Annotated in this window: 27 protein-coding genes and 6 pseudogenes; 27 read left to right on the top strand and 6 right to left on the bottom strand. The window is 57.0% G+C overall.

The features are described from left to right. The first annotated feature begins 10 nt into the window (after positions 1-10). The 12 genes from FHW68_RS03055 (at position 11) to FHW68_RS03000 (ending at position 8,623) form a co-directional block, all read left to right on the top strand. Positions 11-202, top strand: coding sequence for a hypothetical protein (locus FHW68_RS03055; protein WP_183678685.1), 192 nt, complete (start codon positions 11-13; stop codon positions 200-202). Positions 203-249: 47 nt separating this feature from the next. After that, positions 250-618 (top strand): hypothetical protein, encoded by a 369-nt coding sequence (locus tag FHW68_RS03050; protein WP_183678683.1) that lies wholly within the window; start codon positions 250-252, stop codon positions 616-618. After that, a complete protein-coding gene (locus FHW68_RS03045; protein WP_183678681.1) occupies positions 615-1,211 on the top strand; it encodes a hypothetical protein in 597 nt (198 codons plus the stop codon). Before FHW68_RS03050 ends, FHW68_RS03045 begins: the two co-directional genes overlap by 4 nt. Further along, a complete protein-coding gene (locus FHW68_RS03040; RefSeq protein WP_183678679.1) occupies positions 1,208-1,624 on the top strand; it encodes a phage tail terminator-like protein in 417 nt (138 codons plus the stop codon). The genes FHW68_RS03045 and FHW68_RS03040 overlap by 4 nt, the downstream gene beginning before the upstream one ends. 68 nt (positions 1,625-1,692) lie before the next feature. Continuing rightward, on the top strand, positions 1,693-2,340 hold the full coding sequence (locus tag FHW68_RS03035; protein ID WP_183678677.1) for a phage tail protein: 648 nt from the start codon (positions 1,693-1,695) through the stop codon (positions 2,338-2,340). Between the two features lie 9 nt (positions 2,341-2,349). Beyond that, positions 2,350-2,733 (top strand): phage tail assembly chaperone, encoded by a 384-nt coding sequence (locus FHW68_RS03030; RefSeq protein WP_183678675.1) that lies wholly within the window; start codon positions 2,350-2,352, stop codon positions 2,731-2,733. Between the two features lie 47 nt (positions 2,734-2,780). Next, positions 2,781-3,053, top strand: coding sequence for a DUF1799 domain-containing protein (locus FHW68_RS03025; protein ID WP_183678673.1), 273 nt, complete (start codon positions 2,781-2,783; stop codon positions 3,051-3,053). A gap of 26 nt (positions 3,054-3,079) precedes the next feature. Then, positions 3,080-6,118, top strand: a complete 3,039-nt coding sequence (locus FHW68_RS03020) for a phage tail tape measure protein (protein WP_183678670.1) — start codon at positions 3,080-3,082, stop codon at positions 6,116-6,118. After that, positions 6,118-6,456 (top strand): phage tail protein, encoded by a 339-nt coding sequence (locus tag FHW68_RS03015; RefSeq protein ID WP_183678668.1) that lies wholly within the window; start codon positions 6,118-6,120, stop codon positions 6,454-6,456. Before FHW68_RS03020 ends, FHW68_RS03015 begins: the two co-directional genes overlap by 1 nt. Positions 6,457-6,465: 9 nt before the next feature. Beyond that, positions 6,466-7,215: a phage minor tail protein L gene (locus tag FHW68_RS03010; protein WP_183678666.1), complete on the top strand. Its 750-nt coding sequence runs from the start codon at positions 6,466-6,468 to the stop codon at positions 7,213-7,215. A 2-nt stretch (positions 7,216-7,217) separates the two neighbouring features. Next, complete coding sequence (locus FHW68_RS03005; RefSeq protein WP_183678664.1) at positions 7,218-7,982, top strand: C40 family peptidase; 765 nt, start codon at positions 7,218-7,220, stop codon at positions 7,980-7,982. A 200-nt stretch (positions 7,983-8,182) separates the two neighbouring features. Then, the gene (locus FHW68_RS03000) at positions 8,183-8,623 is read left to right on the top strand and encodes a Panacea domain-containing protein (protein WP_183678662.1); all 441 of its coding nucleotides are present in this window, start codon (positions 8,183-8,185) and stop codon (positions 8,621-8,623) included. Positions 8,624-8,635: 12 nt separating this feature from the next. Here FHW68_RS03000 and FHW68_RS02995 read toward each other — a convergent pair whose 3' ends face one another. Continuing rightward, positions 8,636-8,947, bottom strand: a complete 312-nt coding sequence (locus tag FHW68_RS02995) for a hypothetical protein (protein WP_183678660.1) — start codon at positions 8,945-8,947, stop codon at positions 8,636-8,638. A gap of 171 nt (positions 8,948-9,118) precedes the next feature. Between FHW68_RS02995 and FHW68_RS02990 the strand changes: the two genes are divergently transcribed. From FHW68_RS02990 to FHW68_RS27155, 6 genes are read left to right on the top strand one after another with little or no spacing between them, the layout of a single operon-like run. Further along, positions 9,119-9,541 (top strand): hypothetical protein, encoded by a 423-nt coding sequence (locus tag FHW68_RS02990; RefSeq protein ID WP_183678658.1) that lies wholly within the window; start codon positions 9,119-9,121, stop codon positions 9,539-9,541. A gap of 51 nt (positions 9,542-9,592) precedes the next feature. Next, complete coding sequence (locus tag FHW68_RS02985; RefSeq protein WP_183678656.1) at positions 9,593-10,195, top strand: tail assembly protein; 603 nt, start codon at positions 9,593-9,595, stop codon at positions 10,193-10,195. A 57-nt stretch (positions 10,196-10,252) separates the two neighbouring features. Then, positions 10,253-13,816 (top strand): host specificity protein J, encoded by a 3,564-nt coding sequence (locus FHW68_RS02980; RefSeq protein ID WP_183678653.1) that lies wholly within the window; start codon positions 10,253-10,255, stop codon positions 13,814-13,816. Positions 13,817-13,831: 15 nt separating this feature from the next. After that, entirely contained in the window at positions 13,832-14,140 is a 309-nt protein-coding gene (locus FHW68_RS02975; RefSeq protein WP_183679022.1) for a hypothetical protein, read from the top strand. Then, positions 14,140-14,823, top strand: coding sequence for a hypothetical protein (locus FHW68_RS02970; RefSeq protein ID WP_409258736.1), 684 nt, complete (start codon positions 14,140-14,142; stop codon positions 14,821-14,823). The genes FHW68_RS02975 and FHW68_RS02970 overlap by 1 nt, the downstream gene beginning before the upstream one ends. A gap of 23 nt (positions 14,824-14,846) precedes the next feature. Next, positions 14,847-16,085 (top strand): hypothetical protein, encoded by a 1,239-nt coding sequence (locus FHW68_RS27155; RefSeq protein WP_260296345.1) that lies wholly within the window; start codon positions 14,847-14,849, stop codon positions 16,083-16,085. A gap of 103 nt (positions 16,086-16,188) precedes the next feature. Here the strand turns inward: FHW68_RS27155 and FHW68_RS02960 are convergent, their stop codons facing one another. Further along, on the bottom strand, positions 16,189-17,367 hold the full coding sequence (locus tag FHW68_RS02960; RefSeq protein ID WP_260296344.1) for an acyltransferase: 1,179 nt from the start codon (positions 17,365-17,367) through the stop codon (positions 16,189-16,191). A 112-nt stretch (positions 17,368-17,479) separates the two neighbouring features. On the opposite strand from FHW68_RS02960, the gene FHW68_RS02955 reads away from it, so the two are divergent. The 5 genes and pseudogenes from FHW68_RS02955 to FHW68_RS27150 all read left to right on the top strand — a co-directional run. Beyond that, complete coding sequence (locus FHW68_RS02955; RefSeq protein WP_183678651.1) at positions 17,480-17,905, top strand: cell wall hydrolase; 426 nt, start codon at positions 17,480-17,482, stop codon at positions 17,903-17,905. Continuing rightward, positions 17,902-18,219: a DUF6527 family protein gene (locus FHW68_RS27050; protein WP_221216997.1), complete on the top strand. Its 318-nt coding sequence runs from the start codon at positions 17,902-17,904 to the stop codon at positions 18,217-18,219. The genes FHW68_RS02955 and FHW68_RS27050 overlap by 4 nt, the downstream gene beginning before the upstream one ends. After that, the gene (locus tag FHW68_RS02950) at positions 18,210-18,722 is read left to right on the top strand and encodes a lysis system i-spanin subunit Rz (protein WP_183678649.1); all 513 of its coding nucleotides are present in this window, start codon (positions 18,210-18,212) and stop codon (positions 18,720-18,722) included. The genes FHW68_RS27050 and FHW68_RS02950 overlap by 10 nt, the downstream gene beginning before the upstream one ends. Positions 18,723-18,797: 75 nt before the next feature. Further along, positions 18,798-19,097 carry a hypothetical protein gene (locus tag FHW68_RS02945; RefSeq protein ID WP_183678647.1) on the top strand — a complete coding sequence of 100 codons (300 nt, stop codon included), beginning with the start codon at positions 18,798-18,800 and terminating at the stop codon, positions 19,095-19,097. Between the two features lie 366 nt (positions 19,098-19,463). Then, a pseudogene (locus tag FHW68_RS27150) lies at positions 19,464-19,942 on the top strand (DNA adenine methylase); the annotation flags it as partial. Positions 19,943-20,133: 191 nt separating this feature from the next. Here FHW68_RS27150 and FHW68_RS27145 read toward each other — a convergent pair. Together FHW68_RS27145 and mobH are read right to left on the bottom strand one after the other, a co-directional pair. Then, positions 20,134-20,281, bottom strand: a pseudogene (locus FHW68_RS27145) (DUF159 family protein); the annotation flags it as partial. A 169-nt stretch (positions 20,282-20,450) separates the two neighbouring features. Next, positions 20,451-22,174, bottom strand: a pseudogene (mobH, locus tag FHW68_RS02935) (MobH family relaxase). 222 nt (positions 22,175-22,396) lie between these two features. Between mobH and FHW68_RS02930 the strand changes: the two are divergent. Further along, on the top strand, positions 22,397-22,594 hold the full coding sequence (locus FHW68_RS02930) for a hypothetical protein (protein ID WP_095631501.1): 198 nt from the start codon (positions 22,397-22,399) through the stop codon (positions 22,592-22,594). 132 nt (positions 22,595-22,726) lie between these two features. Here the strand turns inward: FHW68_RS02930 and FHW68_RS02925 are convergent. After that, positions 22,727-23,206, bottom strand: a pseudogene (locus FHW68_RS02925) (zincin-like metallopeptidase domain-containing protein); the annotation flags it as partial. On the opposite strand from FHW68_RS02925, the pseudogene FHW68_RS02920 reads away from it, so the two are divergent. Next, positions 23,193-23,651, top strand: a pseudogene (locus FHW68_RS02920) (transposase); the annotation flags it as partial. The pseudogenes FHW68_RS02925 and FHW68_RS02920 sit on opposite strands and share 14 nt — an antisense overlap. 17 nt (positions 23,652-23,668) lie before the next feature. Here the strand turns inward: FHW68_RS02920 and FHW68_RS02915 are convergent. Further along, positions 23,669-24,127, bottom strand: coding sequence for a helix-turn-helix domain-containing protein (locus tag FHW68_RS02915; RefSeq protein ID WP_095631473.1), 459 nt, complete (start codon positions 24,125-24,127; stop codon positions 23,669-23,671). A 96-nt stretch (positions 24,128-24,223) separates the two neighbouring features. Between FHW68_RS02915 and FHW68_RS02910 the strand changes: the two genes are divergently transcribed. Then, a complete protein-coding gene (locus FHW68_RS02910; RefSeq protein WP_183678644.1) occupies positions 24,224-25,180 on the top strand; it encodes an aromatic alcohol reductase in 957 nt (318 codons plus the stop codon). A 312-nt stretch (positions 25,181-25,492) separates the two neighbouring features. Then, a pseudogene (locus FHW68_RS27400) lies at positions 25,493-26,274 on the top strand (LysR family transcriptional regulator); the annotation flags it as partial. Positions 26,275-26,751 lie beyond the last annotated feature (477 nt).

The raw sequence follows: 26,751 nt of genomic DNA, 5'->3' as shown, positions 1-26,751 counted from the left end.
GGCGATTGAAATGACGAAACTGGAAGTTTGGACTCGTTTTGCTGAAAGTGCATTGAACGGGGTCTTGGTTGCTAAAGGAAACTCAATTTCTCAGGAGTCACCTGTCAAAACGGCTGCCAGATACGCGGACGACATGGTGAAAGAATGGGAGAAAAAAAAGCAGCAGCTTGAAGAAGAGCGCCTTGCTCCCTACCGCGAATGATCTTTAGCCCAGCCACTGCGCTGGGCTTTTCACATTTGGAGCCCACCATGGCCTTCTACGACGAAATGGCCGTGATGGCTCTGGAGATGATCACAGAGTTCGGCCAGACCGTGACCATCCGGGCAGTTACCGCCGGCGAGTACGACCCTGACACCGGAACGGCACCGCCTGACACCACCATCGAGCAGGCTGCCCAAGGCATCCTGCTCGACTTCACCGGCCAAGAATTCCAGAACAACAGCCTCATCAAGCAGGGCGACAAGAAGCTCAAGATCGCCGCGCAGGGACTGGCGTGGGTGCCGGACCTGTTGAACAAGGTCATCGTTCAAGGTCGCACCTGGTCAATCGTCCCGCCGCTGAAAGAGATCAATCCAGCTGGCACGCCAATTCTGTACGAGCTGCAGGTGCGGTCGTGAGTTGCGCCGGCGCCGGTCAGTCTGGCAGCTTTGCCTTGAGCCTGGCCGAGTTTGCAGCCCAGGCGACGGAAGCCATCGACGCAAGTCTGCGCGAGATCATCATCGAGGTCGGCAGCAGCGTTATCCGCATGTCGCCGGTGGGGAATCCCGAGATATGGGCGCAGAACACCGTGGCTCGCCAGTACAACAAGGCTGTGGACGATCACAACAGCGACCTGCGTAACGATCCAGCCAACCTGACAAAGGCGGGGCGACTGAGGCCCGGGCGCAAGCTGAACGACGGCATGGATATCGTCGCCCCTGAAGGCTACGTCGGTGGCCGGTTCCGAGCCAACTGGCATCTTTCAATTGATGTCGTCGAAAACGTCACGTTTGGCCAGGTTGATCCGAGCGGACAAGAGACGATTGCCGCATTGGTTTCGGCTGTCAGCGATTTCACTGCCGGACAGACTGCCTACCTCATCAACAACCTGCCATACGCCATCCCGCTCGAGTTCGGGCATTCGACCCAGGCACCCGGCGGCATGGTCCGCATCACCGTGGCCCGCTTCCAGCAGATCGTGCAGGAGGCCATCAGGAACAATCAGGTATGAGCCACAACATCATTGCCTCAATCTACGAGGCCAAGCTGATCGCCTGGGCGAAAGCGTTGCCGGTACCGCTGAAGGTCGTCGTCGAGAACGAGACCTACACGCCAGTTGACGGCGCTACGTACCTGAAGGCCTTCACGCTACCGGCGGACACCACGAGCAACACGCTCGGCGGCGACCACAAACTCTACACCGGCGTGTTTCAGGTCAGCATCGTGACGCCATCGGGCAAGTATCGCGGTGCGGCCGGTGCACTGGCCGACCAGATCGCCGCCTTGTTCCCGCTGTATGCGCGAAGCACGAAAGGCGCGCTGACCGTCGTCACCATGACACCAGTCGACCCCGGCCCTGGAATTCCAGACGACACGACCTTCACTGTACCGGTCTCTTTTCAATACCGAGCCGACACAAACTAATCCGCCCATTGGGCAACCCAGAACCCGCCACTGCGCGGGTTTTGTCATTTCTGCAAAGAGGAAAACCCATGAGCGTCAAAATTCCCAACGGCACCACGTTCGAGATCGCTGCCACCTTGAGCACAGCGAAAGCGTTCACTGCCATCTCCAACGCCAAGCCCGCAGTGTTGACCGCTGCCGCGCACGGCCTGGCCAATGGCGACGTGATCGTCATTGATTCGGCGTGGGCAAAGCTGAACGGCCGCCCTGCGCGAGTGATTGATTCCGATGTGGGCGACTTCGCGGCCGAGGGCGTGGATACCACCAGCGTCAAAAACTATCCGGCAGGCTCCGGTGCGGGATCGGTTCGTGCTGCGTCCGGCTGGACCCAAATCGCTCAGATCACCGAGCCGACCGCAAACGGCGGTGAGCAGCAGTTCCTGACCTACGGCTTCCTTGAAGACGACGATGATCGCCAACTGCCTACCACCAAGTCGGCCAGCAGCATGACGCTGCCAGTTGCAGATGACCCTGCTCAGGCATACGTCGCAGTGGTGGAAGCCGCCGATGAAGACAAGGAGCCGCGCCTGGTTCGCGCAAACCTGCCGGGCGGCGCGACCATTTATTACTACGCGTATGTATCGATCACTGCGACCCCAACGCTCAGCCGCAACAACATCATGACGCGGACCATCACGCTGTCGTTTGCCTCCCGCCCAACTCGCTACAACGCCTAAGGGGATTCCATGGCAAAGTTTTCCATCGCGCCAAAACCGACATTCACCGTCGATGTGGCCATCCCTCAGGTGGGCGGCAAACCCGCAATGGTTCCGTTCACCTTCAAGTATCGCGACCGCACAGCCCTGGCCGAATTGTTCGACGCCTGGAAGGAGAAAGCCGAAGCCTTGGGCGAGCGCTTCAAAGACTCCCAGCCAACTCTCACCGAAATCACCGCGGCGGAAGTGGAGCAGGGTGTCGAGCAGATCAAGGACCTGGTCGTGGCATGGGGCTTCAACGACAAGCTCAACGACGAGTCGATCACCGCTCTGGTGAAGAGCTGCATCGGCGTCTCGGATGCCGTCGTGAAGGCCTACAGCGAAGCCTTCGGCAAGGCCCGCCTGGGAAACTAACCGCCGCTGCCCGTGCGCTCTACGAGTCTGACGGATCCGCCGAGCAGATGGCGTTGTTTGGCTTTTCACCTGAGGACTACGACGAAACTGTCGAGGTCTGGCCAGACAACTGGAAGTCGTTCCTCGTCATGGATTCGATGGGGACTCAGTGGCGCACAGGTGCATGCGGCGCAACCGGGCTTGATTACGGCGTTCTGCCCGACGTGATGAAGCTCGTCGGCATTCCGGCGAAGGATCGCCCAGGCGTATTTCAGGACATCCGCGTAATGGAATCGGAAGCCATCGCGGTCATGGCCGAAGCCCGCGACAACAGCCCGTGAAGACGGCACTTATTCAAGGTGAGTCGATGAACATCGCAGAACTGGGCATCAAGATTGACTCAGCTGACACCGCCCGGGCCACTGTCGAACTCGACAAGATGACCAAGGCCGGCGATCGAGCGGAGCAGTCTGCCGTCGGCCTGATGAAAGAGATGGAAGCGCTGGAGAAGTCGTTGTCGAAGGGCGCGACCACCACGCAGGAATTGGCAAAGCAGCGCGAAAATCTGGCGAAACTCACTAAGACCGGTGCCTATGGCGAGGCCGAGTTCACCAAGATCACCGCGCAGCTCGACAAGCAGCAGGCAGCGCTGGCCAAGTCCACGCTGGATGAACAAAAGGCGCTGAACAGCCTGCTCGGCGCGATCGACCCAGCCCGTGCGGCCATGGCCAAGCTCGATAATCAGGTAGAGCAGCTGGGCAAGCATCTCGATGCCGGCCGCATCAGTCAGGACCAATACAACTCGGCGCTGGGCAAGCTGAACGGCAACTATGCATCGCTGGAAAAAACTGCCACCGGTTTCGACAAGCTGAAACTTGGCACCCGTCAGGCTCAGGAAAACGTCGTTCAGCTCGGCAATGCACTGTCCTCCGGCGACTGGGGCAGTGGCGTACGCGCTGTTGCTCAGCTGGGTGCTGGTGCAGGTGCATCGGCTGCTGGCCTACTTGCCATTCTGGCGCCAATCGCCTTGGCCACTGCTGCCGTCGGCGGGCTGGCCGTTGCCTACTACAAGGGCAGCAAAGAGCAGGATGCCTATACCAAAGGCCTGGTACTCACCGGTAACGCCTCTGGCATGACCGCCAGCCAACTGGGCGAAATGGCGCGACAGGTCAGCGCGACCGTCGGCACGACTGGCCAGGCTGCCGAAGTGCTGGCGCTGCTGGCCGGCAATGGAAAAATCGCTGGCGAGAGCTTCGGCGGCATTGCCCAGGCTGCCGTGTCCATGAAGGAAGCGACCGGCAAAGCCATAAAAGAGACGGTTGCTGAGTTCGAAAAGATCGCAGACGAGCCGGTCAAAGCGTCAGCCGCGCTAAATGAGCAATACCACTACCTGACAGCTTCGGTTTATTCGCAGATCGCCGCTCTGGAAGAGCAGGGCGACCATGCTGGCGCCGTGAAACTGGCAACCGAGCAGTACGCGGATGCGATCAACGAGCGCACCCCGAGGATCCTCGAAAACCTGAGCTTCTGGGAGAAGGGTTACAACGCTGTCGCACGAGCTGCGGACAGCCTGAAGAACCTGGGGCGGCCCGATATTGATGCCGACATTGAGCAGGCCCGGCGGAATCTGGGGCAGGCGCAATCGGGCAATGTGGGCGCCTTCCAAAACCAGAAAGAGATGGTTGAGCTCTACAGCAATCAGCTGAACATGTTGGAGGACCAGAAGGCTGCAGCGGCCGACATTGCCAAATACGAAGGCGATCAAGCCAAGGCTCAGAAAGACGCTGTCTCTGCGATGGCCAAAGTCGATGCGCTGACAAAGTCCTCACTGACCAACGAGCAGAAGCGCGCCGAGGCAATCAAGGAGTACAAGAAGCAACTCGACGACATCCGCAAAACTAGCCCGAACGATGCGCGACTTGATCCGGCCGCGGTCGCCAAGAACATGGCGAATCTCAACGACAAGTTCAAAGATCCGAAGGGCGCAACAGGCAGCGTCGACCTGACGGGCTTCAATAACGCAAAAAATGTACTCGCTGAAACTCTGGCCTACTACAAAAACGCCGACAAGGAGCTCGAAGCATCTCAGCGGGCCGGTGTTATCTCACAGGCCAGCTACACAGAGCAACGTGTCAGCCTGCTGAAGCAGGAAGCCGTCGAAGTAGCCCAGGGATATGAGGCGGAAATCGCGGCTCTGGAAGCAGCCAAGGCCAAAAAGGGAGCGACTGCAGCGCAGATCATCCAGATCGATCAAAAGATATCGGATGCGCGCAGCGCGATGGTCAATGCGCAGCAGGAAACGGACAGCCAGCTTTCGATCATTGCCACCAACGAAGACGGTCGCCTGCGCAAGCAGACTCTGGCCGTCAAAACGTATACCGACGCCTTACAGCAACAGGTCGAGACGCTTCGACAGCAAGGGCTGCGCGCGGCTTCAGGCCTTGGCCAGGGTGATCGCCAGCGCGGGCTGAGGGATCAGCAGAACGGTATCGACGATCGCTTCAACCAGCAGCGTCTGGAGCTGGCCAACCAATACGGTGATGGCTCTCGGGGCATGAGTCTCGACGAGTACACCCAGAAGCTGGCCGCGCTGAAAACCACCCAGCAGGATCTGCACGACACCGTGCAATCCAACTACGACGAGATGACCGCCGCCCAGGGTGACTGGAGCGCGGGCGCTTCGTCGGCGTGGCAGAACTACCTGGAGTCAGCGCGTGATGTGGCCGGGCAGACCAAAAGCCTATTCACGAATGCCTTCAGTTCGATGGAGGACGCAATCGTCGACTTCGCAATGACAGGGAAGTTGTCGTTCGCGGACTTTACGAAGTCGATCTTGGCGGACATGGCGCGCATCGCTACTCGGCAAGCCAGTTCCGCGCTGCTGGGCAGCCTCATCGGCGCAAGTGCGAGTTACTTCGCTGGCGGTGCGGGATCAACTGCGTCAGCAGGGTCGACTCAGGGAGGCTACAGCGGCGACCTATCTGGCTTCACTCCCGGCAGTATCCAGGCCGACGGTGGTGCCTGGTCGTCTGGCGTGCAGATGTTCGCCAACGGTGGCGCCTTCGCCAATAGCGTTGTGAGCAAGCCAACAGCCTTTGGCATGGCCGGTGGCGATATCGGAATCATGGGGGAGGCGGGAGAAGAGGCGATCATGCCGCTGACCCGGACAGCCGGCGGCCAGCTTGGCGTGCGAGCTTTGAGCGGTGGCAGCAGCGGATCAACCATCAGCATCAACGCACCGGTCACCGTGGCGATTCCGGATCGCAGCTCTGAAGGGATGCAGCTCGACCAGCAGGCGCTCTCGCAAAACCTCCAGACGCAGATGAAGGCCGCAGCAGAGAGAGCCGTGGCCGAGTCGTGGCGTGCCGGCGGCGTGAGTTTCCGCAACGTTAACGGGAGAGCCTGATGGCGATTGAGACATTCACTTGGCCAACTCAGCACGGCGATGCACCTGAAATTACCTATCGGGTGCGCACTGCGCAGTTCGGCGACGGCTACAAGCAGGAAGCCGGCGACGGCCCGAACAACAAAGAAGACTCCTATCCGATCACCTACAGCGGCCCAAAAGCCAAAGTGTTGGAGATCATGGCGTTCCTCGACCGGCACGCTGGCGCGAAGGCATTCCTCTGGACCACGCCGCTTGGCCAGCTCGGCCTGTTCACCTGCAAGAATCCCGTACCCACTCCCGTGGGCGGCGGAGTTTTCAAACTCACGGCCACCTTTGACCGTGCATTCCAACCATAAGGGGCAACCATGCCGCTGATCAGTGACATCCAGGTCCTAGAGCCTGGCAGCGAAGTGCTGCTCTTTGAATTGGACGGTACGGATTATGGCGCGGACATTCTGCGCTTCCACGGGCACGCCATCCCGCATACGCCGGCCGAGATCATCGCCACCGGTGGCGATCCGGAGCTGTTGCCGGCCAAGGCCATTTGGTGGCAGGGAAACGAGTACGGGGCCTGGCCGATGCAGATCGACGGCATCGAGGCCAACGGCGACGGCACAGCGGTACGGCCTTCGCTGTCCGTCGGCAACGTCAATGGGCGCATCACTGCGCTATGTCTGGCGTTCGACGACCTGCTCGAGTTCAAGCTGACCATGCGCCACACCTTGGGCACGTACCTGGATGCGGTGAACTTCCCTGCCGGTAATCCGACGGCAGATCCAACCCAAGAGACGATCGAAGTCTGGTACATCGACCAGAAAACGAACGAGGACGGGGAGACTGTCAGTTGGGAGCTTGCCAGCCCGGGTGACGTGGGCGGTGAGTCAATCGGCCGCCAGGCTACAACCTTGTGCCACTGGTGCCTCACTGGCGGCTATCGCGGGCCGAACTGCGGCTACACCGGGCCATACGTCACCAAAGACGGGGTTGTCACCGATAACCCAGAGCTGGATGAGTGTGACGCCACATTGGGCCGGGGTTGTATCCCGCGCTTCGGTGAGGGCAACCCATTGCCATTCGGCGGCTTCCCGGCCGTATCTCTGATTGCCCGGAGCTGACCATGCGCAAGCATATCTTGAGCGCGATCCAGGCTCACGCGGCAACCGAGTACCCGAAAGAGTGCTGCGGCCTGCTGCTGAGCATTGGGCGCAAACAGCAGTACCACCCGTGCCGAAATATCGCCACAGAGCCGAACGAAGAGTTCCGGATTGATCCTGAGGACTATGCCGCCGCGGAAGACGTTGGCGAAGTAATCGGCATCGTTCATTCGCATCCGGATGCAACCAGCAGGCCGTCTCCCCGCGACCTGGCCATGTGCGAAGCGACCGCGATGCCGTGGCACATCCTCAGTTGGCCGGAGGGTGACTTGCGCACGGTGATGCCAGCTGGCGCCGTTCCGCTACTGAAGCGTCCGTTCGTGCATGGCGCTTGGGACTGCTGGCAGGTCTGCGCGGATTGGTATCAGCGCGAGTGGGGACTGGAGTTTGAAGCCTTCAATCGCGCCGACGGCTGGTGGGAGAGCAAGGACAACACCAGCCTGTACGAGGCGAACTACGAGACTGCCGGCTTCTACCGGGTCGACCAGCCTCAGCGAGGTGACATGATCGTAATGGAGGTAGGCCGGACGGTTTACCCGAATCATGCGGGGATATTCCTCGGCGCCAGTCCGTCACTGCCTGGCGAAGACGCGGCGACCTTCGGCCCTGGGCCTTTCCTACTGCATCACCTGTACGGCAGGCCGAGCGAGATCATCGTCTTCGGCGGTCCATGGCTGGACCGAACACGCCTGATCCTTAGGCACAAGGACGCACAACGAACCATATGATACGGCAGTGCCGCGGCGACTCGAGGGCGGCGCGGCGTTACTGGGGATTCATACAGGCTGGAGGAATTCGAGTTCCTAGCGAATATGGCATGACTAAGTCAATGAAAAATTGACGAAGTCTCTTGACTTGTGCAGACTCGCGCCTCATTTTTGATCTAGATTGATGCGAAGGAATTGCATCGGCAAAAAAGGAGGCGGTCGTGCCAACGAGCCACGATGTAGCTAAATACTTTCTTTCTGTCGAAGGTGACGAGGGAGAAATCTCGAACCTGAAACTTCAGAAATTGGTGTACTACGCGCAAGGTTTTAGCTTGGCTCTTCTTGATGAACCACTTTTTGATGAGCCAATTGAAGCTTGGATGCACGGCCCAGTAGTTGCCAACCTCTATCATCGTTACAGCCATCATGGATCAAGTTCGATCCCTGCTCCAGCACAATTCGACGCAACTATATTCAGCAGGGAGCAGCGTCGACTGCTCAATGATGTCTATGAGGTATACGGGCAATATTCGGCGTGGAAGCTGCGTCAGTTGACCCATGAAGAGGACCCTTGGAAGGATAATTACGAAGAGGGTGTGTCGAGCAAGCAGATCCCGTTTGAGGAAATGCAGAAGTATTTCAGAGACAATTTGGTTAACTGAAAATGGGACGAATCAAGGGCAGGGCTGCTCAAAATCCAAAAATAAAAACGCGAGATGCGGTACCTGAGGTGGATGACTCAGACCTAAAGCCTCCCGTTTTTTCGTTTGAATATCTTCAGGCTGGCTGGTGTATACACGACTGCCAACAGGAAGAACGCTCGAAAATGCTCGATCGGCTGCGGCGAATAAGCCAGATTTCTTGGCGAGATATTCGGCAGCTTGATCGTCATGGGTACGGTACAGAAATAATTGACCGCGGAATTTTGAAGGTTGGCATTCCGTCTTTTTTGACGGCTGATGTAAGGCTTTTAGCGTTTCGGGCATATGACCTAGTTGCAATGGTCGGCTACCGAAAAGGCCGAATATTCCATGTCGTGTGGATCGACAGAGAATTCAAGTTGTACGCTCATTAAATTAAGCCCAGCCAACCCGCTGGGCTTTTTCGTTTCTGACGCCCAGTGCTACATTGCAGGCCTTTCCACAGGAGTGACCTGCATGAAATTGATCGTAGGAGCGATGGCTGTCGCGGTGCTGGCAGGGTGTGCGTCGTCCGCCATCTCTGTCAATCAGGCTGAGCCGGTGCCGAGGGATGAGCTATACGCATTTCAGAGTAAACCAGCTGGAGAAAGCGGGAAGGTCACTGTAGTCAGGGACTCGGGAGCAGTTGGCTCAGGTTGCGACATCGTTATATACGTTGACGGCCGCAAAGCTGCAAAAATGGGTACGGGCCAGCGCGCAAGTTTCTACTTGCCAGTAGGTACGCCAAGTATCGGCGCAGGCCTCGCGGGGTCCGGTCTGTGCGCTGGAGCAGCGATCCGAACAGTTTCAGCAAACGTGCAGGCAGGAAAAGAAAGCCTATACCGAATCAGCGGTGACATTATGGGTTTCTATATAGGGCCTTACGTCGATTATCAGTAATACGCATCAAACAGCCGCCTCCGGGCGGTTTTTTGTTATCAGGAGAAAGCAATGTTGCTGTCTATCGCACGTTATCAGCCTATGACAACCATAAAGCTGTCCGGATCTCTCGCGTCGAAGTTTGGTCGTGTCCACCGTCGTCTTCTGGATTCCGGGCAGGCGTGGGAGGCATTCAGGGCGTTGAAAGCGACGCTGGAAGGGTTTAAAGAAGAAATTCAGCGCCTGGATCGTTTAGGGATGCGATTCGCGGTTTTTCGCAATGGGAAAAATGTTGGCGAGAAAGACTTTGGCCTGGGTGGCGCTACTGAAATTCGCATCGTGCCTATTATTCATGGAAGCAAAAGAGGCGGGCTGATACAGACAATTGTCGGAGCGGTCTTAATTGTCGCCGGCACGTTCTTTTCGGCAACCCCTTTCGGGGCTCCACTCATTGGGGCGGGTATCGGCTTGGTCGCCGGCGGGGTAATCCAGATGCTCAGCCCCCAAGCATCCGGCCTCAAGCAGAGCGCATCACCCGAGAATGCGCCGTCTTATGCCTTTGGCAGTGCGAAGAACACCACGGCCAGCGGCAACCCGGTACCGATCTGCATCGGCGAGCGCCGGTGGGGCGGCATGATCATTTCCGCATCGATCTACGCCGAAGACAAAGTGTAAGAAGGACGCAGCAAGCAGGCCGCCCAAGAGGCGGTTTTTTTTCGCCTGGAGGAAAGCATGGGCACAGCACAGCAGATCGACATCCACGGCGAGAAGGGCGGCAGCAGCAAGCCGAAGTCGCCGACCGAGGCCAGTGACAGCCTGCGCTCGACCAACCTGGCCAAGCTCCTTATCGCCGTAGGCGAGGGCGAGTTCGACGAAACTCCAACCGATTACGACATCTACCTCGACAACACCCCGATCCGGGATGCGAGCGGCAACTACAATTTCCCGAACGTGAAGTGGGACTGGCGCCCGGGCTCCGTGGACCAGACCTATATCCCCGGTATTCCGTCGGTTGAGAATGAAACCTCGCTGAACGTAGAGCTGCGCAGCGACTCCCCATGGGTGCGCTCGATCACTAACATTCAGCTGTCGGCCGTCCGCGTGCGTTTCGCCTGGCCGGCGCTGCAACGCCAGGATAATGAAGGCAACATCGTTGGCTACCGCATCGAGTACGCCATAGACGTGGCCACCGATGGGGGCGCCTATCAGCAAGTGGCGGTGGATGCAGTAGACGGGAAGACCACTACACGTTACGAGCGCTCGCGCCGGATCGATCTGCCGGACGCTACCACCGGCTGGCAGATCCGCGGGCGGCGTCTGACACCGAACCAGAACAGCAACAAAATCGCCGACACCATGCTGATCGCTGGCTTCACCGAAGTGATTGATGCCAAGCTGCGCTATCCGAATACCGCGCTGCTCTACATCGAATTCGACGCCGAGCAGTTCACCAACATTCCGGCCGTCACGGTGAAGTGTCGGGCGCGCCGCTGGCAGGTGCCGAGCAACTACGACCCGATCGCACGTATCTACACCGGGACGTGGGACGGCAGCATGAAGCAGGCCTGGACCAATAACCCGGCCTGGATCACTTACGGTGTGTGCACGGAGGACCGTTTCGGCTTGGGCAAGCGCATCAAACCGTTTATGGTCGACAAGTGGGAGCTCTACCGGATTTCGCAGTACTGCGACCAGCTGGTGCCGAACGGCATTGGGGGCGTAGAGCCGCGTTTCCTGTGCGACATGAACTTGCAGGGCAAGGCTGATGCCTGGTCGCTGTTGCGGGACATCGCTGGCATCTATCGGGGTATGACCTATTGGGCTCAGGGCCAGTTGATAATGCAGGCGGACATGCCGCGCGCGCAGGACTTCGACTACGTCTTCACTCGGGCCAATGTCATCGACGGGAAGTTTTCGTACGGCAGCGCCTCGGCCAAAACCCGATACACCCGGGCTCTGGTTAGCTATGACAATCCCGCGAACAACTACGACACCGACGTCATTCCGTTCGCGGACCTGGATCTGCAACGGCGTCTGGGCGACAAACCGACCGAACTAAGTGCCATTGGCTGCACGCGTGCTTCTGAAGCCCAGCGTCGCGGCAAGTGGGCGATCCTGAGCAACAATCAGGACCGCACAGTGTCGTTCAAGACCGGCATGGAGGGCGTTATTCCTCTGCCTGGCCACATCATCCCAGTGGCGGATTCGCTGCTGGCTGGTCGCGAGGTGGGAGGGCGGATCTCTGCCGTCGCTGGTCGAGTGGTGACGCTCGACCGTGATACCCAGGCCAAGGCTGGCGATCGGCTGATCATAAATCTGCCCGGTGGTCGCGCCGAGGGTCGCACTGTGCAGAGCGTCAACAACCGCGCTGTGACCGTGACCATCGCCTACAGCGAGGCACCGTTGCCGCAACTCCAATGGGCTCTGGATGCCGATGATCTGGCGATCCCGCTCTATCGCGTGCTGCGGACCCGGCGCACCGCCGAGGGTGATTTCGAGATCAGCGCGCTGCAGTACGAGCCAAGCAAGTTCGCTTACATCGACACTGGCGCTCGACTGGAAGAGCGGCCGATCAGCGTGATTCCGATCACCGTCGTTCCGGCACCGACCAGCGTGACTGTCACGTCGAACTCAGTTGTCTCGCAGGGCATCGCGGTCGCCACCATGACCATAACCTGGCCCACGGTGAACGGCGCAGTCGCCTATGACATTGAATGGCGCAAGGACAGCGGCAACTGGATCAAGCTGCAGCGCACCGGAATGACCAGTGTCGACGTGGTGGGCATTTACGCTGGCGCCTACGTGGCACGGGTGCGCGCGGTGAGCGCCTTCGACATCTCGTCGATCTGGCTCAACTCGATGCTCACCCAGCTCAAGGGCAAGGAGGGCCTGCCGCCCGCCGTGTCATACCTGACGGCCACACCACTGCTGTTTGGCATCTACCTGAAGTGGGGGTTCCCGGCCGGGGCCGAAGACACCCAGCGCACGGAGATCTGGTACGGACCAACAACCAGTCTGGAGATGGCTACCAAACTGACAGACCTGTCGTACCCGCAAAGCGATTTCTCGATGCTGGGTTTGCGCGCAGGCGTGACGTTCTATTTTTGGGCGCGCCTGGTGGATCGGATCGGCAACATTGGTCCGTGGTACCCGGTGGGCATCGGTGTGCAGGGGCAGTCGAGCGCCGATGCCGCGGCAATTCTGGAAATGATCGCTGGAGAGATCGGCCGCACGGAACTTGGCCAAGACATCCTAGATGAGATCGACAAAATCCCGGGCCTTCAAGCTCAGATTGATGCGCTTGATGGGCTGAAGGGCTACGACCCGGAAGCAACCTACGAAGAATCCGATCTTGTGGTTGTCGGAAAGCGGATCTACCAGGCGACCGGTGACGTTCCACTCGATACACCGCCGCCGAACCCAGACTACTGGCTCGACGTCGGACAGACAGTGCAGACGGCCAACGGACTTGCTCAGCAGGTCGCGACCAATACCGCCGAAATCACGGAGCTTGACGGGGTGGTCACTGCGCAGACGACAGCATTCCAGGCTCTGCGCGCTTCCTTCCGTGATGACGATGGGGAGGGCGAACTGGCGGATGCGCTGAAGGGCTGGTCCAGCACGGCGGCAATCGCCACCGAGGAGAAAGTCAGGGCTTCGGAAAACCTGGCCAGCGCGCAGAAGATCACCACACTGACTGCCGCCGTGGGAGAAAACGAAGCCAACGTCACAGACCTGCGGCAGGTAGTTGCTACCGAAAAGGAAGCCACGGCTACGGCGATCACTCAGGTGAACGTGAAGGTCGGCGAGAACACTGCCGCCATTCAGGAAACCGCCACGGCATTCGCTGACGTGGACGGCAACTTGCGCACCATGTGGTCGGTGAAGATGTCGGTCACGGCTAACGGGCAGTACGTCGCTGCTGGTATTGGTCTGGGCATCGAGAACGTGAATGGCGTGTTTCAGAGCCAGTTCTTGGTGAGTGCTGATCGGTTCGCCATCGTTAACACCATCGCCGGCGGCGCCATCTCGGTGCCGTTTGCGGTGCAAGGTGGCCAGGTGTTCATGAACTCGGCGTTCATCGCTGACGGCACCATCACCAACGCCAAGATCGGCAGCTACATCAGCTCGACGAACTACATCGCGGGCCAACAGGGGTGGATTCTCAACAAGGACGGAACATTGGAAATCAACGGCATTGTCCCCGGACAGGGGAGGCTGGTGATCAATTCGCTGAACGTCTCGGTCTATGACGCAAACAACGTGCTGCGTGTGCGGCTTGGATATCTGGGGTGAAAGATGGCTTATGGAATGCGAATCTGGGGCGGTGATGGATCGCTCCAGGTTGACGAGAACTCTTTCACTATCCGCGTGGCTTTGTCGACGCTGGTGACTTTCCCACCTGGTGGGAAAACCAATCAGGACTTCGCTGTTCCAGGAGTCGGGCCAGCAAACGGCGCCGCAATCGTGGTACCGATCGGGACTTATTCCGACAGCCAATTGCAATTCGAAACAGAGCTGGTTGATGGTGTGGCAAGGGTCTACAACCACACGCGCGGGTTTGCGGCGAGTACGGTGGCTACCGGAACGATGCGACTCATTGTGATGAGGTTTAGCTGATGACCTCTTTCGGCCTTCAGTACATCAACAATACCAATACGGTCGTCATCGATTCCGAGTTTGCCAGGTTGATGGTGATTTCCTCCGGTCGGTTTGCGCCGACGGAAGAGTCGGGTATGGGCTCGACCACTTACTTCGCAAGGCCGGTGACGTCTCAGGAGCCGCCACTGGTCTTTGTCAGGCCTGACACAGTCGGCGGCGTGGCGGGGCTTTGTCGAATGCGCCTGATCGGCTCGGCTGGTAATTGGACGGGGTTCTACGTCCGCGCCTATGACGCGAATACCGCACAGCCTAATGGCCGTTATTTCGTTGCCGCCTTTGCAGCTCAGGCAGCAGCTCAATACGGCATGCGGTTGTGGGATGGGGCAGGGGCCTTGCTGTTTGATTCGGGAACGCCAAATGCAACGTTTACCCGCGCTTTCCAAAGCTGGTCGTTCGTCAAATATGACACCACTCCGCAAGGACTCACCAGAAACTACTACACGGTTCCGTTCAACTTTCCGCAGAACGAATACATGTTGTTGAACACTTTTGGTATGAACATGACGTCAGGTAGCGGTATACCCCGCAATCTCTACTGTTGGTGGGACTTCCCAAACGCCACGTTGTACGCAATCACAGTCGCCGCGACAAACCCGATCGCGTTTTTCCTCCCTGCGGTATTCGCAAAGCTCGCCGTTTAATCCCTTCTATATAGGAAACAGCCATGCCCTGGTACAAATCGGGAACGGTTTCTGTCACCCAAAATTCCAATGCTGTGATCGGCATCGGCACTGCATTTATTGCCAACAGCCGGGTCGGCGATGGCTTTCGCGGGCCTGATGGTGGCTGGTATGAAGTGACCAACATCGCCAGCGATACCGCGCTCGCCATCGATCCGCCGTATCAGGGCGCAACTAATGCGGCTGGCAGTTACGCGCTCGCTCCGCTTCAGGGCTACGTGAAGGATTCAGCGGATGCGCTGCGGGCGCTGGTAAATCAGTTCGGCGGCGTGCTGGCGGTTCTGGGTGACGTTCCCACACGGGCCGGGGTGCGCGAAGCGCTCAATCTAAACAATACAGATGGCGTGCCAGAGGGTGAGACGAACAAATACCTGACGAATGGGCGGGCGCTTACGATGGTTCTGACTGGCCTCGATCCTGCTGCTTCCGGAGCCGTGGTCGCAACCGACACAATTATCGCGGCGTTCAGCAAGCTGCAAAAAAGCAAGGCAGCGGCAGGTGCGAACAGCGACATCACTGAACTCAACGGACTGACCAAGCCGATTACAGCTGCCCAAGGCGGCGTATCGGATGGCTATCTCGATGGCCTGATTCCGTCCTGGAATTCAAGCAGCTCAATCACGATTTCATCGGGCGCGGCATTCATTCAAGGATCAGGAAAAGTTTTGCGGCTTCCATCTGCTGTAACTCTAACGGGTATTGGAAGCCTGACTGCTGACATCTTTTATTATGTGTATCTTTACGACAACGTTGGAATTCCGTCGATCGAAATTTCAGCGGTTGTACCCGCAGCCCCATACTCCGGAACATCTAGATCAAAAACCGGAGATACATCTCGACGCTTTGTCTGCGCGTTACGATCTGGATCAGGCGGAACGCTATACGGATTTCAGGTGGCTGCGGGAATTATATATTATCTGGCAAACACATCGGTTGCTCCATTTAGGAGACTCGCTAGCGGCACATCGACGTCCTACGTTTCGGTATCATTATCTTCATTGGTACCGCCTACCACTCAGACAGCAGTACTGCGAGGATCGTCAAATACGGGAGTTGCCGCGCTAGCAAACCCCTTGGCAGCGAACACCCCATTGAGTTTGTTCGACGCCGGCTCGCGATATCAATTACATTTTCCAACCGGCTCTGATCAGTCAGTTCAGTATGTGATGCTATCTGCTGGGAACTTCACCCTCGATGTCTGCGGTTACGGGATGGATAGATAAGATGTCGTATGCAATTGCTGACGATGGCTAGAGGTCAATCGAGATTGATGATTAGGATCCGGCCGGAGCGGCCGGACTGGCCAGTCGCTCCTGGAACATAAAGCTAAGTTGGAGAGAGTTTGTATTTTACTTTATTAGATATGCCTTCTCCTTTTGACCTCAAGGGCATTTCCAAAAATCTGTAGCTTAATTCCGAGAGTACTAGTGTCATTGCCAGGAATGAAGCAATGTAAATTGACGTGTGTGCCACGTCGAAGTTGGTCGGGGTTGGATCGCCAAGATCACTAAAAAACAAATGTCTCACTAATGATAGGCAGATAACGTGAGTAAGGTATATGGCGTAAGATCGCGACCCGATATAATTTGAAACCGTTGCTATTAGATTGTTTTTTGTAAAATATGAACCATTATAACTGGCGATCCAAACCAACAGAGCAGATATTAGCGCCGTCAGCCCCATAGCGAATGGAAGCGGCGGGCTCGGTGCTGTGAGAGATGCGAGCAGGACAATAATAGCCGATACTGTGACTGAAAATAGAAGGCTGTTTTTAAAAAAGGTTGGCTCTAAGTTTTTGTAGGATTGCGATCCATGCCAAAGCGCCAACAATACACCGAAGGAGATGGCATCAGTTCGTAGCGCCCAAAGTTCAGGAGTAGGTCTGATTAACTGTCGAGTTAAAAAGAACTGGCTAAGTATGAGCGCGGCAAAAAATAATGGCATCCATCGCTTTCCTAACATTGCCGCTACTATGGGTAGTATGAAGTAGAACTGATTTTCAAGCGATAAGCTCCAATAAATTCCTGTGTCTCCCAACGTGCCTGCATCTCTGGCAGAGGAATAGATGAAATTAAAGTATTGAAATGCTGCAGCGATGGCGGAAGGCAAAATTTTATCGAGGCTTAGAAATACACCTTTTTCACTTAAGAAATAAGAGAGTGCGAGGCATATACCGATCCAGAACAAAGCTGAAGGCATCAATCTCCAGAATCGTCTTATCCAGAAAGGCACCGAAAATCCGAGTAAGGAGGAGAGTGATCTAGCGTTAGGTATCTCATTTTTAATGGATTTAGTAATGATAAATCCCGATACGCAAAAAAATATATCGACTCCGTAACCGAAGCGAAAATCCTCCAGTAAAGCCCAATAAATTGATGTCGGTGAAAGTATCGCTGCAACATGGGCAAATATAACCAATATAATTGCAGTAGCTCGAAGCGCCTCTATATCGCTATTTTTTTTCATTTTAACATGCGGGACTGTATGCATTTCGTGGATCTTCATCCTTGTCAAGCGCCTATGTGCACATTTAAAAGTGCCTGCATTCTACAGAGGTTCGCCTCTCTAATGATCGCCTCCCCGCCACTGTGCGGGTTTTTTTTATCCGGAGACAAGTATGAACATCACCGAAAAAGACCGAGAGATTCTCGCGCGAACGCTGTGGGGTGAGGCGCGTGGTGAAAGTTTGGCTGGTCAAGTGGCCGTAGCCTGGACCATCCGCAACCGCGTGAACGATGGCAAGGCCAAATCGTGGTGGGGCGAAGGCTATGCCGGTGTTTGCCAGAAGCCGTACCAGTTCAGTTGCTGGAACAAGAACGACCCGAACTACGCCCATCTGGCGGGCGCGAAGCAGATTCCTTTTCGTGAACTGGCGCAGGCACGGATTGCTGCCGACCAGGTGATAGATGGAAAGGTGCTGGATCCCACTGGCGGTGCCACGCATTACTACGCGACGACCATGCCGAAGGCTCCAACCTGGACTGTGGGAGCGAAGCAGACGCTGAAGCTGGGCCATCACGTCTTCTTTAAGGATGTGCCATGAGCGCCTTTCGCAGACTGTCTCGAACTCTGGCGACGGCCGAAGAGGGCAGTCTCTGGTTCGAGTGCCCGGGCTGCGAGATGGCGCACCGGATCATGCACGGACCTGGGGCGGAGCCGCGCTGGAGCTGGAACGGAAATCTGGAAAGCCCAACATTCACGCCTTCTGTTCTGGTTCGGTATCGGTGGGCTGATGGTGATCGCGTTTGCCATTCGTTTGTGACCGATGGCCGCATTCAGTTCCTTAGTGACGGCTCGCACGCTCTGGCCGGGCGGACTGTAGATCTGGCTGATTGGGAGGACAAGCCATGCCAATAGCAATCCCTTGGAAAGCCATCGGTGCGTTGGCGCTGGTGCTGATCGGCGCCGGAAGCGCCTGGCAATTTCAGGATTGGCGCTACGGGAAGCAACTCGCCGAGCAGGCAGGCCTACATCAGGACGATCTGACCGCCATCAGCAATGCGGCTGCTGCCCAGGTGCGCGCCGATCAGGACAAGCGTCTGGCGCTCGAGCAACGTCTGTCGGCCAGCGAACAATCCCACTACAAGGAACTGAGCGATGCTCAAAAGAATCAGGATCGCCTGCGCGATCGCATTGCCACTTCTGATCTGCGGTTGTCAGTCATTCTTGACGCCACGGATTCAGCCGATGGCTGCTCAATGCCAGCCGGTACCGAGGCCAGCAGCGTGGTTCATGGAAGAGCGCGTGCCCGACTTGACCCAGCGCATGCTCAACGAATTGTCGCCATCACCGCCGCCGGCGACCAAGGATTGATTGCGTTGGCTGCGTGCCAGGCTTATGTCAGGGAAGTGAATCGCTGACCGCCGATCAGCGCAGCGTTGAAAATCGCTAGGCGGATTGCCGATACTGTTTTTTTATCCAGTATTGAGCAGCCAATGCAATTCCTGATTGTGCCCATGAGAGAGCGCGGCGTCGCTAGAGCGAAAAGGGATATCGCCAGTGCTGATCCAGTGAGGGGCGATATCATTTTCGCCAGCTCACCATCTGACATCCTCAAAAGAACGTCCAGCACCGCGTCTCTGCGGCATGGTGCCTGGCCGGGTGATGTGCCGCCGCTTCGACCGCTTCTTGATGCTCGTCTGACCAGCATGGCAACGCTCGGTTTCACACTGAGCGGTCTGGAAGAGGTCGATGGGGTTCTGTACGCGCAGTCTTGGTATTGCAGAGAGGTTTGATTGTGTTCGGTCGGCAGGACGCCGGAATGCAGGGGCTTTCTTGTCGAAAGCCTGTAGGGACTTTTGCGGGGAAACGTGAAATACGGTTATTCACGGTACGGCATCGATTGCAGTGGGCGCCGTTCCAAAGGACTGTTTTTTATAGCTTTTTAGCGCCCCTGCAAGCATGGGGTGCTAGGGGTCGAGTGTTCGAATCACTCCGTCCCGACCATATTTTTCAATGTCTTAGCCGAACTCTCACTAGATCGGCTTTTTCATGTCTATTAAATTACTCCCACATTTACTCCCACGGACGCTCTGGATCTAGGTGGCTTCGTGAGAGCTGGCGATAACTTTGGCGCTGCTTTAAGTGAGCTTTGCGCAAGTAAGAAGATGACTCGCACCGAGATCCCCGCCGACATCCAGCGTGCCGCCCGATTTTTCAACTTGCGGCACCATGCCTTCGCCGGCAAGGTCTCCGGCCAGTCCTTCGGTACCGCTGACCCGATCTTCAACCTGCTGCGGATCGAGGAAAACCTCTCGGCCGCCTGACAGCGCCTGGCCGGCACCTACGTCGAAAACCTTCCTCGGCTCGAATTTGCCGAAGGCTATGACCGTCCACTCTATGGATCCGCCTTACTGGCAGACCGCCGGCTACGGGCTGGATTTTCTGGCAAGTACTATGAGCGGATGGCCTATTTCATGCGAAGTTGCAAAGGCAGAGTGATGGTCAGCGTCAACGAACACCCGGACATCCGCCAGGTCTTGAAGGCTTTCATCTTGAGACGATGGACATCTGTTATTGCAACACCAGTCAGCGGCAGGACAAGGCTGAGGTGAGTGGTGACCTGGTGATCATGAGCTGAGGGCCGGCGGAAGGGACTCGGAAAGTGGACAGTTTATTCCTGTCGAGAAAGCGAAAAAAAATCCAAAAACAACGACAGTAGAGACAATTCCGAAACCTAAACCGAAGAAAAAATAGCTGTAGAAGCGGCTACTTATTTTGAAGTTGAGGGTGTTGGCCGCTTTATAACTTTCCTACCGGTTCGATCAGTTCTCATCCTTGATTCCGCATATTGCCTAGACCCGGTCCACCGGGTACCAATTGAACGCCTCGGTCGGTTCTCCCTGAAGTAGCACTATCTGTTTGGATCGCTCCTTGGGTCCAGCCATTCCCGGGCCAGTACCGGGGATAACGTCACTGGATGACTTCAAAACCTACGTACATCAGGGCATCCTTGTCAGTAAAGGGCAGGCGGACATTGCTGAGCGTTGAGTGGTGGCAATATGATGGCGCTCGCCTTAAATTCAAGGGTAAAAGAGTAATAATGCGCGATTGAACTCCCTTCCGCGTCTCCGGCATTGCGACAAGTTTTAATCTTTTACGATTTTGAGAAAAGGATTATCGGGTGGTATCAATTCAAAAAATAATTTCGGTTCCTCAATCAAATACCCCTTCAAGGTGGTTTTCTTCCTAGGGCCTTGCACTTGGCATGCCCAGATATTCAGACCGTTGTCTCGCTTCCTGTGGACTTTTAGTTTCTCAAACTGCTTCTGTACCCAACGCCATTCTTCAATTTCTTGATCGGCCCCTTGAGAGATACCAGGAAACTCCTGCGCGTAGCGTTGGAAGAGGCCAGGTGTGACCAGAAATACGCTGCCACACACTGTGTGGATTTTAGCTTTGCTGTCATTGATGATCAGCTTGTGACTCAGGATGCCTGCCTTGACCCAATTCAGGAATGCCTGACCAGGGTCATCCGACGAGGGATTTGAGATTTCGAGAGTGCTTGCTGACGATGCGTCGCTAACCTCAGGCTCTTCCAGCTCGAACATATCCAACAGCGTGCCGAGATAGTCAACGTCTTCCATCGCCATGGGGTCTGTCAGCGAAGAGCTTCGACGCGATGATGGACTGGCTGCCTTGGGTTCCGGTGCTGATGCCGGAGCGTCAGTCGGATGGTCATCGAATGCAATGCTCACCGTTCCGCTGAAAGCATCAGGCCGGTCTTCGTTCCCCCAAATCAATGCCGGTTGAATGCGCAGAAAGGTGAAGCTCTGCTGCCAGTTTCCCTGCGCCACGAGCGCAGTCCAGATAGCTTTGCCTTCTGGAGTCGACTCGACCAGACCATGCGACTGCAGTTCGTCGAACACGGCAATGTTGGACGTGGGGATGCCCTCAATCGACTGCGACAGCAGATAGGCCCGCAGCTTGTCCGTGACCGTCTTGCTGACCAGCCACAGTGCGTCCTGGGTCAGCCATCCCGCGGCACCCGGCTGGTTGAGTTTCAGTTCGTGTTGAACCAGATGGCGCAGTCCGCTGATCAAGTGATGTTGCAGCGAATGAATCGGCGCTTGCAGCGCCTTGTTCGGGTTGCCACCGATGTTCTGTGCGGTGGAGACTCGGTCGGCCTGCATCACCAACTCACCGAACACGCCAGCACGTTCGTACTGGCCCGCCAGGACATACAGCAGGCTGGCCCACAGCGACGGAAATCCACTGAGCCAGTCCAAAATAGGTCGGTCGAGAATTTGGGTGTAGAGCAAGCCTCCGGCCGCGCCGTGCAGGTGGTAGTCGCGGCCTTTGAGGTAGCGAAAACGGTAGGGCTGATCCAGGGAACCCTGCCAAGGATGCCAAACACGGCCATCCTGGCGTTCGACCAGCAGGTCCACTGCGATCTTACCAATGTCATGCAGCAGCGCGCCATAGGCGATGCCGGCGGACCAGGCGTCAGTCTGGGCGGCCTGGTCTTCGGGCGCAGCGCCGGTGGGCAGCAGATACGACTGACGCAGTTCAAACTGCAAGCGACCAGCTCCAGGCCATGGTCGAGCATGCCACCGAGATACGCATGGTGGTGTGTCTCGCTGGCAGGGAGTTGCTGCACCTGTTCGGCGTAGCGATGGATCGGATTTAAATAGAGCTGGGTGAATTGGGCGTGGGAAAGGGCGGTGTACTGCCAGATGCGATCGAGCAACTGACGACGGTGCTCCGCTGCTAACAAGCTGTGGGCCGACTCGATGGGCAGGTAACCTTCGGCGACGCTCACGGTCGGCGGCGGAGGGTGCTTCTGCCTTTTGGGGCGAAACAGGCTGAGCATCGTGACCTCCGGGAAGTAGCTGGGTCAGTGGCCTTTTAGTTTTTTCGGATAGAGCTCTTACCCTTGGGTCCCCATTCCCTTCCAACCCTTACCCGTCCTTTTGGCGCGTGTCCCTTTGTGCGGCAACCGGAATATGGATACTGCTAGGCATCGTTTTGTTGGGGGCTGGTACGGAAAAGAAAAGAGTCGGTACACTGCGGTGCATATTTTTTGGGTCTTGCCATGAACCTCACTGACGCCACGCTCGTGCTGCTGCTCGCGGCACGTATCCATGGGACCGACGAAGCCGTCAGGGCCTCGGCGAAGAGCGTGGTCAAGAAGTTACCGCGCAGTAAACGCGATCTGATCTACAAGGTGATCGACAGCTGGAGTCCGCTCGAGCTGGTGGGTTTTCTGGCGCAGAACCTGGATGCGGAATGACAGCCTGCGGATGTGTGCCCATCTCTGATTCTTTGCGTCAGAGCCCCGCGGTATGGGGCTTTTTCTGGGCGCAGAAAAAAGGGCTCAACTCGCGTCGGGCCCTGTGAAGCGTTTACAGCGCAGATGTAACGATTAAGCTCCATCGTTCATGCATAGTGAGTCGTCCAAGACCGCTTGCTTCAGTTGCTGCTTCAGGTTGAGTACATACTCCGAGGCGCTTCGGGCGTGACCACTGGAGCGGAAGATCGCGCGCTTGTCAGCCTTGAGCAGGCTGAGCCAGGAGTCGATGTATCCCTCGTGCCGCAGTTCTCCCTGAATGCCGGCGTAAGCACATAAAAACGCCGCGCCCATCTCGGCGATCAACTCCTCAAAAGCGTAGCCTGGCGAGCCGAATGGGCAGGCTGACATCACGCCTTCGCGTTGCAACCGAGCGTGATGCCCGGTCCAGTGCGTCAGCTCGTGCAGTGCGGTGGCATAGTACCTGCCTTCATCGTGAAATTGTGCTTTTGTCGGCAGTTGGATGAGATCCCTGATCGGGTGGTAAAAGGCTTCGTCGGCAGGCCGATGAACGATGCGTGCACCTGAACTTAACAGCAGATTATACGAGGTTGAACGGAAGGCCAAAGAGATGAGAGATGAAGATCGCTGGCGATTACGCCAAGAAATGGCGATGCCCATCGCGGAGAAGTTGCATGAGTGGATGCTGGCTCAGCGCGAACTCGTGCCCGAGGGCTCGGTCACGGCCAAGGCTCTGGATTACAGCCTGAAACGCTGGGTAGCGCTGACGCGCTACCTCAATGATGGTGCTGTACCCCTCGACAACAACCGGGTCGAAAATACGATTCGGCCTTGGGCCCCTGGCCGTTCGAATTGGCTCTTTGCCGGATCACTGCGCAGCGGTAAACGAGCGGCGGCAATTATGAGTTTGATTCAATCGGCACGCATGAACGGGCATGATCCGTTCGCGTATCTCAAGGATGTACTGACGCGGTTGCCGACACAGAGGGCCAGTGCAATTGGCCAATTACTACCGCATCAATGGGCACAGGGCTCCTAACACGCTGTGAGCTACCTTCAGTCAGACGCGTCTGAATCTAATGGTGTCGATGCAGGTATTTGCCATGCGGGTTTTTTGTCATCCTGACTGTCGAAAACACGCCGCGCCTTGCGGAAATCCTCAACGTTCTCGACAACCCAAGTCCAGATAGGTGACATGCGGATCAACAGTCCCATACCCAGCGGCGTCAGCTCATACTCGACACGTGGCGGAATCTCACCGAACTCCCGCCGAACCACTAGGCCATCCCGCTCCATGGAGCGTAGCGTCTTGGTTAACATCCGCTGAGTCACCCCAGCCATCTGCCTTTTTATTTCGGCATGGCGCATCGTGCCGTACACCCCCAGGGCATGCAGAATACCTAACGACCAGCGGCTTCCTGCGTGAGCAAGCACTTCTCGTCTGACGCCATCATCGTCTTCTCTAAGCGTTCGGCAAATTGTTTCTGCCTGGCTGAGAGCCTCCTGATCGGTCATTTCTTTCTCTGGTATCACAGGTGTGCCTTCTTACGAACGTTGCCTAATCGTGCAAGCATTTGTTCATCTTACAGGCAACAGGTCTCAGGAGAAATAATGACCGAAGTGACCCAGTTTTCCCCCCAATCCATTCTCGTTCTAGGCGCCGGTGAGCTTGGGCTGCCGGTTCTGCGCAATCTTGCGCGAGTAGCAAAGCGCGCGCGCGGTTCCACAATCAGCGTCCTGCTCAGGGATTCGACCATCAACACTCAAATGCCCGAGAAAAAGGTCGAAATCGATGAGCTTCGGGGCCTCGGCATCCAGATGGTGGCCGCAGACCTCGTGAATGACTCAATCGATCAGCTGGCTGAAGTATTCGCACGTTTCGATACCGTAATAGGCTGTGCAGGGATGGTTGCAGGCCGGGAAACCCCAATGAAGCTGGCTACCGCTGCTCTGAAGTCCGGTGTGAAGCGCTACTTCCCGTGGCAGTTTGGTGTCGACTTCGAGGTAATCGGTCGGGGCAGTCCTCAGGATCTGTTCGATGCTCAGCTTGATGTTCGCGAATTGCTTCGTGCCCAGGATAAAACTGAATGGGTAATCATCTCGACGGGTATGTTCACCAGCTTTCTGTTCGAGCCAGTATTCGAGGTGGTTGACTTCGAAAACGATACCGTGAACGCGCTAGGCAGTCTTGAGACCAGCGTGACGCTCACGACTCCAGACGACATTGGTGCGTTGACAGCGGAAATTGTTTTCTTCGAACCTCGCTTCCGCGATCAGATTGTGTATCTCTCGGGAGACACAGTGACGTACGGAGAGGTTGCGAGCCTCCTCGAACGTGTACTGGGCCGCCCGTTCAAACGTAACGTGTGGACTGTTCCGTACTTGCTCCAAGAATTGGAGAAAGACCCAACGCATCACATCAAGAAGTACCGCGCTGTGTTCGCCCAGGGCAGAGGCGTGGCCTGGCCTAAAGCAGGCACTTTCAACGCGCAGCAGTCGATTCAAGTCACGACCGCTGAGGAGTGGGCCCGGGCAAATCTGGCAACCTCATCAGCACAAGGGCAGTAGCTGAACGAACGTTCTCGCGCTGGGAGTTGACCTGCTAAAAAGCTCCTCAGTCTGATAATGGGCGCTGATGACCGAAGCTAAGGCGCGGAGTACGGGTCTGGTAATCCAAGACGCCGAATCTTTATCTTATCCGCACCGTGCCGAGGTCTGAGGCGTCCCACTTTACTATCTCTTGAATTTTCTAAGCGCGGATTCCGAACCACGGTGACTTAACCAAGCGCTTACTAAAGCCTTGCAAATGAGCGTGGTTTTGAGGAGCACAGGGGGGAGAATGGTGTGGTCAGGTGTGTCTACCGGACGCTTACGGTCAACATCGACTTCTGTGTGTACAAGATATTTTCTGCCGCCGCCCGCGTCCTGGGTCGAGTGCCCTCGGCGGTGAACATGGCGGTCTCGCAACTGGAAGCGGAGCTGGACCTGAAGCTTTTCGACCGCTCGACCCGCAAGGCCCTGCCCACCCCGCCGATCGAGCGCTGGAGCCGCAGGCCCGGCAGGTGGTCAGCCAGTTGAACCTGCTCGACGCTCAGTTGCACAGGGGCCTGGAGCGCCGCCTAGTGCTGGCCATGGCGCCGGAGCTGCAGACCGGCGTCTGGAACCGCCCACTGACCACCCTGGCCCGGGAATTCCCGACCCTGGAAATCGAGATTCGCTCGACCGCACAGACCGATGCGGTGCGCATGATTCATGATGGCAGCGTGCACGTGGCGCTGATGTTCGAGCGCCCCGGCATCGACGAGCGTGGGGCCTTCGCCGAGGCTGGCAGCCAGTTGCTCACCGAGGTGGCGCCGCCGGCTACCCTTACACCAGCGACGGCCAGCCGCCGGACGAGGGCACATGGCCGACACCCGGCAGATCGTGGTGGCCAGTGGCGATACCAAGGCCTTGGACCCGCAGATCGGTCTGTCACACCGGGTGTGACAGACCGACAGCTACATGTCCACCTTCGACTTGGTGCAGGCCGGCATGGGTTGGGCCAACCTGCCCATCCGATGATCGACTCGGGTGTGCTGGCGGCCGTGAAGTTCGACAACATGGCCAGCCAGACTGAGAACTCCTCCGGGATCATTTTTTGGTTAAAGATCAGTTCCCGCCCATTTCCTACTCAGTTATGCCCGACCGCATCAGAATCGCGTCGGCCCGGCCTCGACCTGCTCGCGCAGCAGTTTCAGGTAGCGGCGCGCGCCGAGGCCCAAGGGGCGACTTTTGTACCAGATCACATCGACCCACAGGCGGCACTTTTCGCAGGATGTCGCCCGCTGCATTTGATACCTTAATGAAGATGATCTGTTCCGCCAGCCTTGCAAAAGCCGCCACCAACAGGCCGGCAATGGTTGCCGCAATCCACAACGTAACTCTAGTACGCCAGCGCATGGAAGCGAAAACTCGGCGTAACAGCGTTATCGGTTTGATCACCCGAGGGGCTTCCCCTGAAGTCGCCATATTGACCCCAAGACTAACCAAATAAGCAGCCCGTTCCAAACATCTTTGGGCACGCCACTCGACAGGCTCTTTTCGCGTTTGTAGGTATTCACCTACCCAGTGAGAGGTCTAAATACCTCCAAAAAACCGGT

The sequence above is a fragment of the Pseudomonas sp. Tn43 genome (genome assembly GCF_014192635.1).
Lineage (GTDB): Bacteria > Pseudomonadota > Gammaproteobacteria > Pseudomonadales > Pseudomonadaceae > Aquipseudomonas.
Note: the sequence above shows the minus strand (reverse complement) of the source record. Positions and strands in the feature narration are given on the sequence as shown.

Excerpts from the sequence above, each read along its gene's own strand:
- FHW68_RS03055 (WP_183678685.1), top strand. The coding sequence starts at position 11 with ATGACGAAACTGGAAGTTTGGACTCGTTTTGCTGAAAGTGCATTGAAC.
- FHW68_RS03050 (WP_183678683.1), top strand. The coding sequence starts at position 250 with ATGGCCTTCTACGACGAAATGGCCGTGATGGCTCTGGAGATGATCACA.
- FHW68_RS03040 (WP_183678679.1), top strand. The coding sequence starts at position 1,208 with ATGAGCCACAACATCATTGCCTCAATCTACGAGGCCAAGCTGATCGCC.
- FHW68_RS03035 (WP_183678677.1), top strand. The coding sequence starts at position 1,693 with ATGAGCGTCAAAATTCCCAACGGCACCACGTTCGAGATCGCTGCCACC.
- FHW68_RS03030 (WP_183678675.1), top strand. The coding sequence starts at position 2,350 with ATGGCAAAGTTTTCCATCGCGCCAAAACCGACATTCACCGTCGATGTG.
- FHW68_RS03025 (WP_183678673.1), top strand. The coding sequence starts at position 2,781 with ATGGCGTTGTTTGGCTTTTCACCTGAGGACTACGACGAAACTGTCGAG.
- FHW68_RS03020 (WP_183678670.1), top strand. The coding sequence starts at position 3,080 with ATGAACATCGCAGAACTGGGCATCAAGATTGACTCAGCTGACACCGCC.
- FHW68_RS03015 (WP_183678668.1), top strand. The coding sequence starts at position 6,118 with ATGGCGATTGAGACATTCACTTGGCCAACTCAGCACGGCGATGCACCT.
- FHW68_RS03010 (WP_183678666.1), top strand. The coding sequence starts at position 6,466 with ATGCCGCTGATCAGTGACATCCAGGTCCTAGAGCCTGGCAGCGAAGTG.
- FHW68_RS03005 (WP_183678664.1), top strand. The coding sequence starts at position 7,218 with ATGCGCAAGCATATCTTGAGCGCGATCCAGGCTCACGCGGCAACCGAG.
- FHW68_RS02995 (WP_183678660.1), bottom strand. The coding sequence starts at position 8,947 with ATGCCCGAAACGCTAAAAGCCTTACATCAGCCGTCAAAAAAGACGGAA.
- FHW68_RS02990 (WP_183678658.1), top strand. The coding sequence starts at position 9,119 with ATGAAATTGATCGTAGGAGCGATGGCTGTCGCGGTGCTGGCAGGGTGT.
- FHW68_RS02985 (WP_183678656.1), top strand. The coding sequence starts at position 9,593 with ATGTTGCTGTCTATCGCACGTTATCAGCCTATGACAACCATAAAGCTG.
- FHW68_RS02980 (WP_183678653.1), top strand. The coding sequence starts at position 10,253 with ATGGGCACAGCACAGCAGATCGACATCCACGGCGAGAAGGGCGGCAGC.
- FHW68_RS02975 (WP_183679022.1), top strand. The coding sequence starts at position 13,832 with ATGCGAATCTGGGGCGGTGATGGATCGCTCCAGGTTGACGAGAACTCT.
- FHW68_RS02970 (WP_409258736.1), top strand. The coding sequence starts at position 14,140 with ATGACCTCTTTCGGCCTTCAGTACATCAACAATACCAATACGGTCGTC.
- FHW68_RS27155 (WP_260296345.1), top strand. The coding sequence starts at position 14,847 with ATGCCCTGGTACAAATCGGGAACGGTTTCTGTCACCCAAAATTCCAAT.
- FHW68_RS02960 (WP_260296344.1), bottom strand. The coding sequence starts at position 17,367 with ATGAAGATCCACGAAATGCATACAGTCCCGCATGTTAAAATGAAAAAA.
- FHW68_RS02955 (WP_183678651.1), top strand. The coding sequence starts at position 17,480 with ATGAACATCACCGAAAAAGACCGAGAGATTCTCGCGCGAACGCTGTGG.
- FHW68_RS27050 (WP_221216997.1), top strand. The coding sequence starts at position 17,902 with ATGAGCGCCTTTCGCAGACTGTCTCGAACTCTGGCGACGGCCGAAGAG.
- FHW68_RS02950 (WP_183678649.1), top strand. The coding sequence starts at position 18,210 with ATGCCAATAGCAATCCCTTGGAAAGCCATCGGTGCGTTGGCGCTGGTG.
- FHW68_RS02945 (WP_183678647.1), top strand. The coding sequence starts at position 18,798 with ATGCAATTCCTGATTGTGCCCATGAGAGAGCGCGGCGTCGCTAGAGCG.
- FHW68_RS02930 (WP_095631501.1), top strand. The coding sequence starts at position 22,397 with ATGAACCTCACTGACGCCACGCTCGTGCTGCTGCTCGCGGCACGTATC.
- FHW68_RS02915 (WP_095631473.1), bottom strand. The coding sequence starts at position 24,127 with ATGACCGATCAGGAGGCTCTCAGCCAGGCAGAAACAATTTGCCGAACG.
- FHW68_RS02910 (WP_183678644.1), top strand. The coding sequence starts at position 24,224 with ATGACCGAAGTGACCCAGTTTTCCCCCCAATCCATTCTCGTTCTAGGC.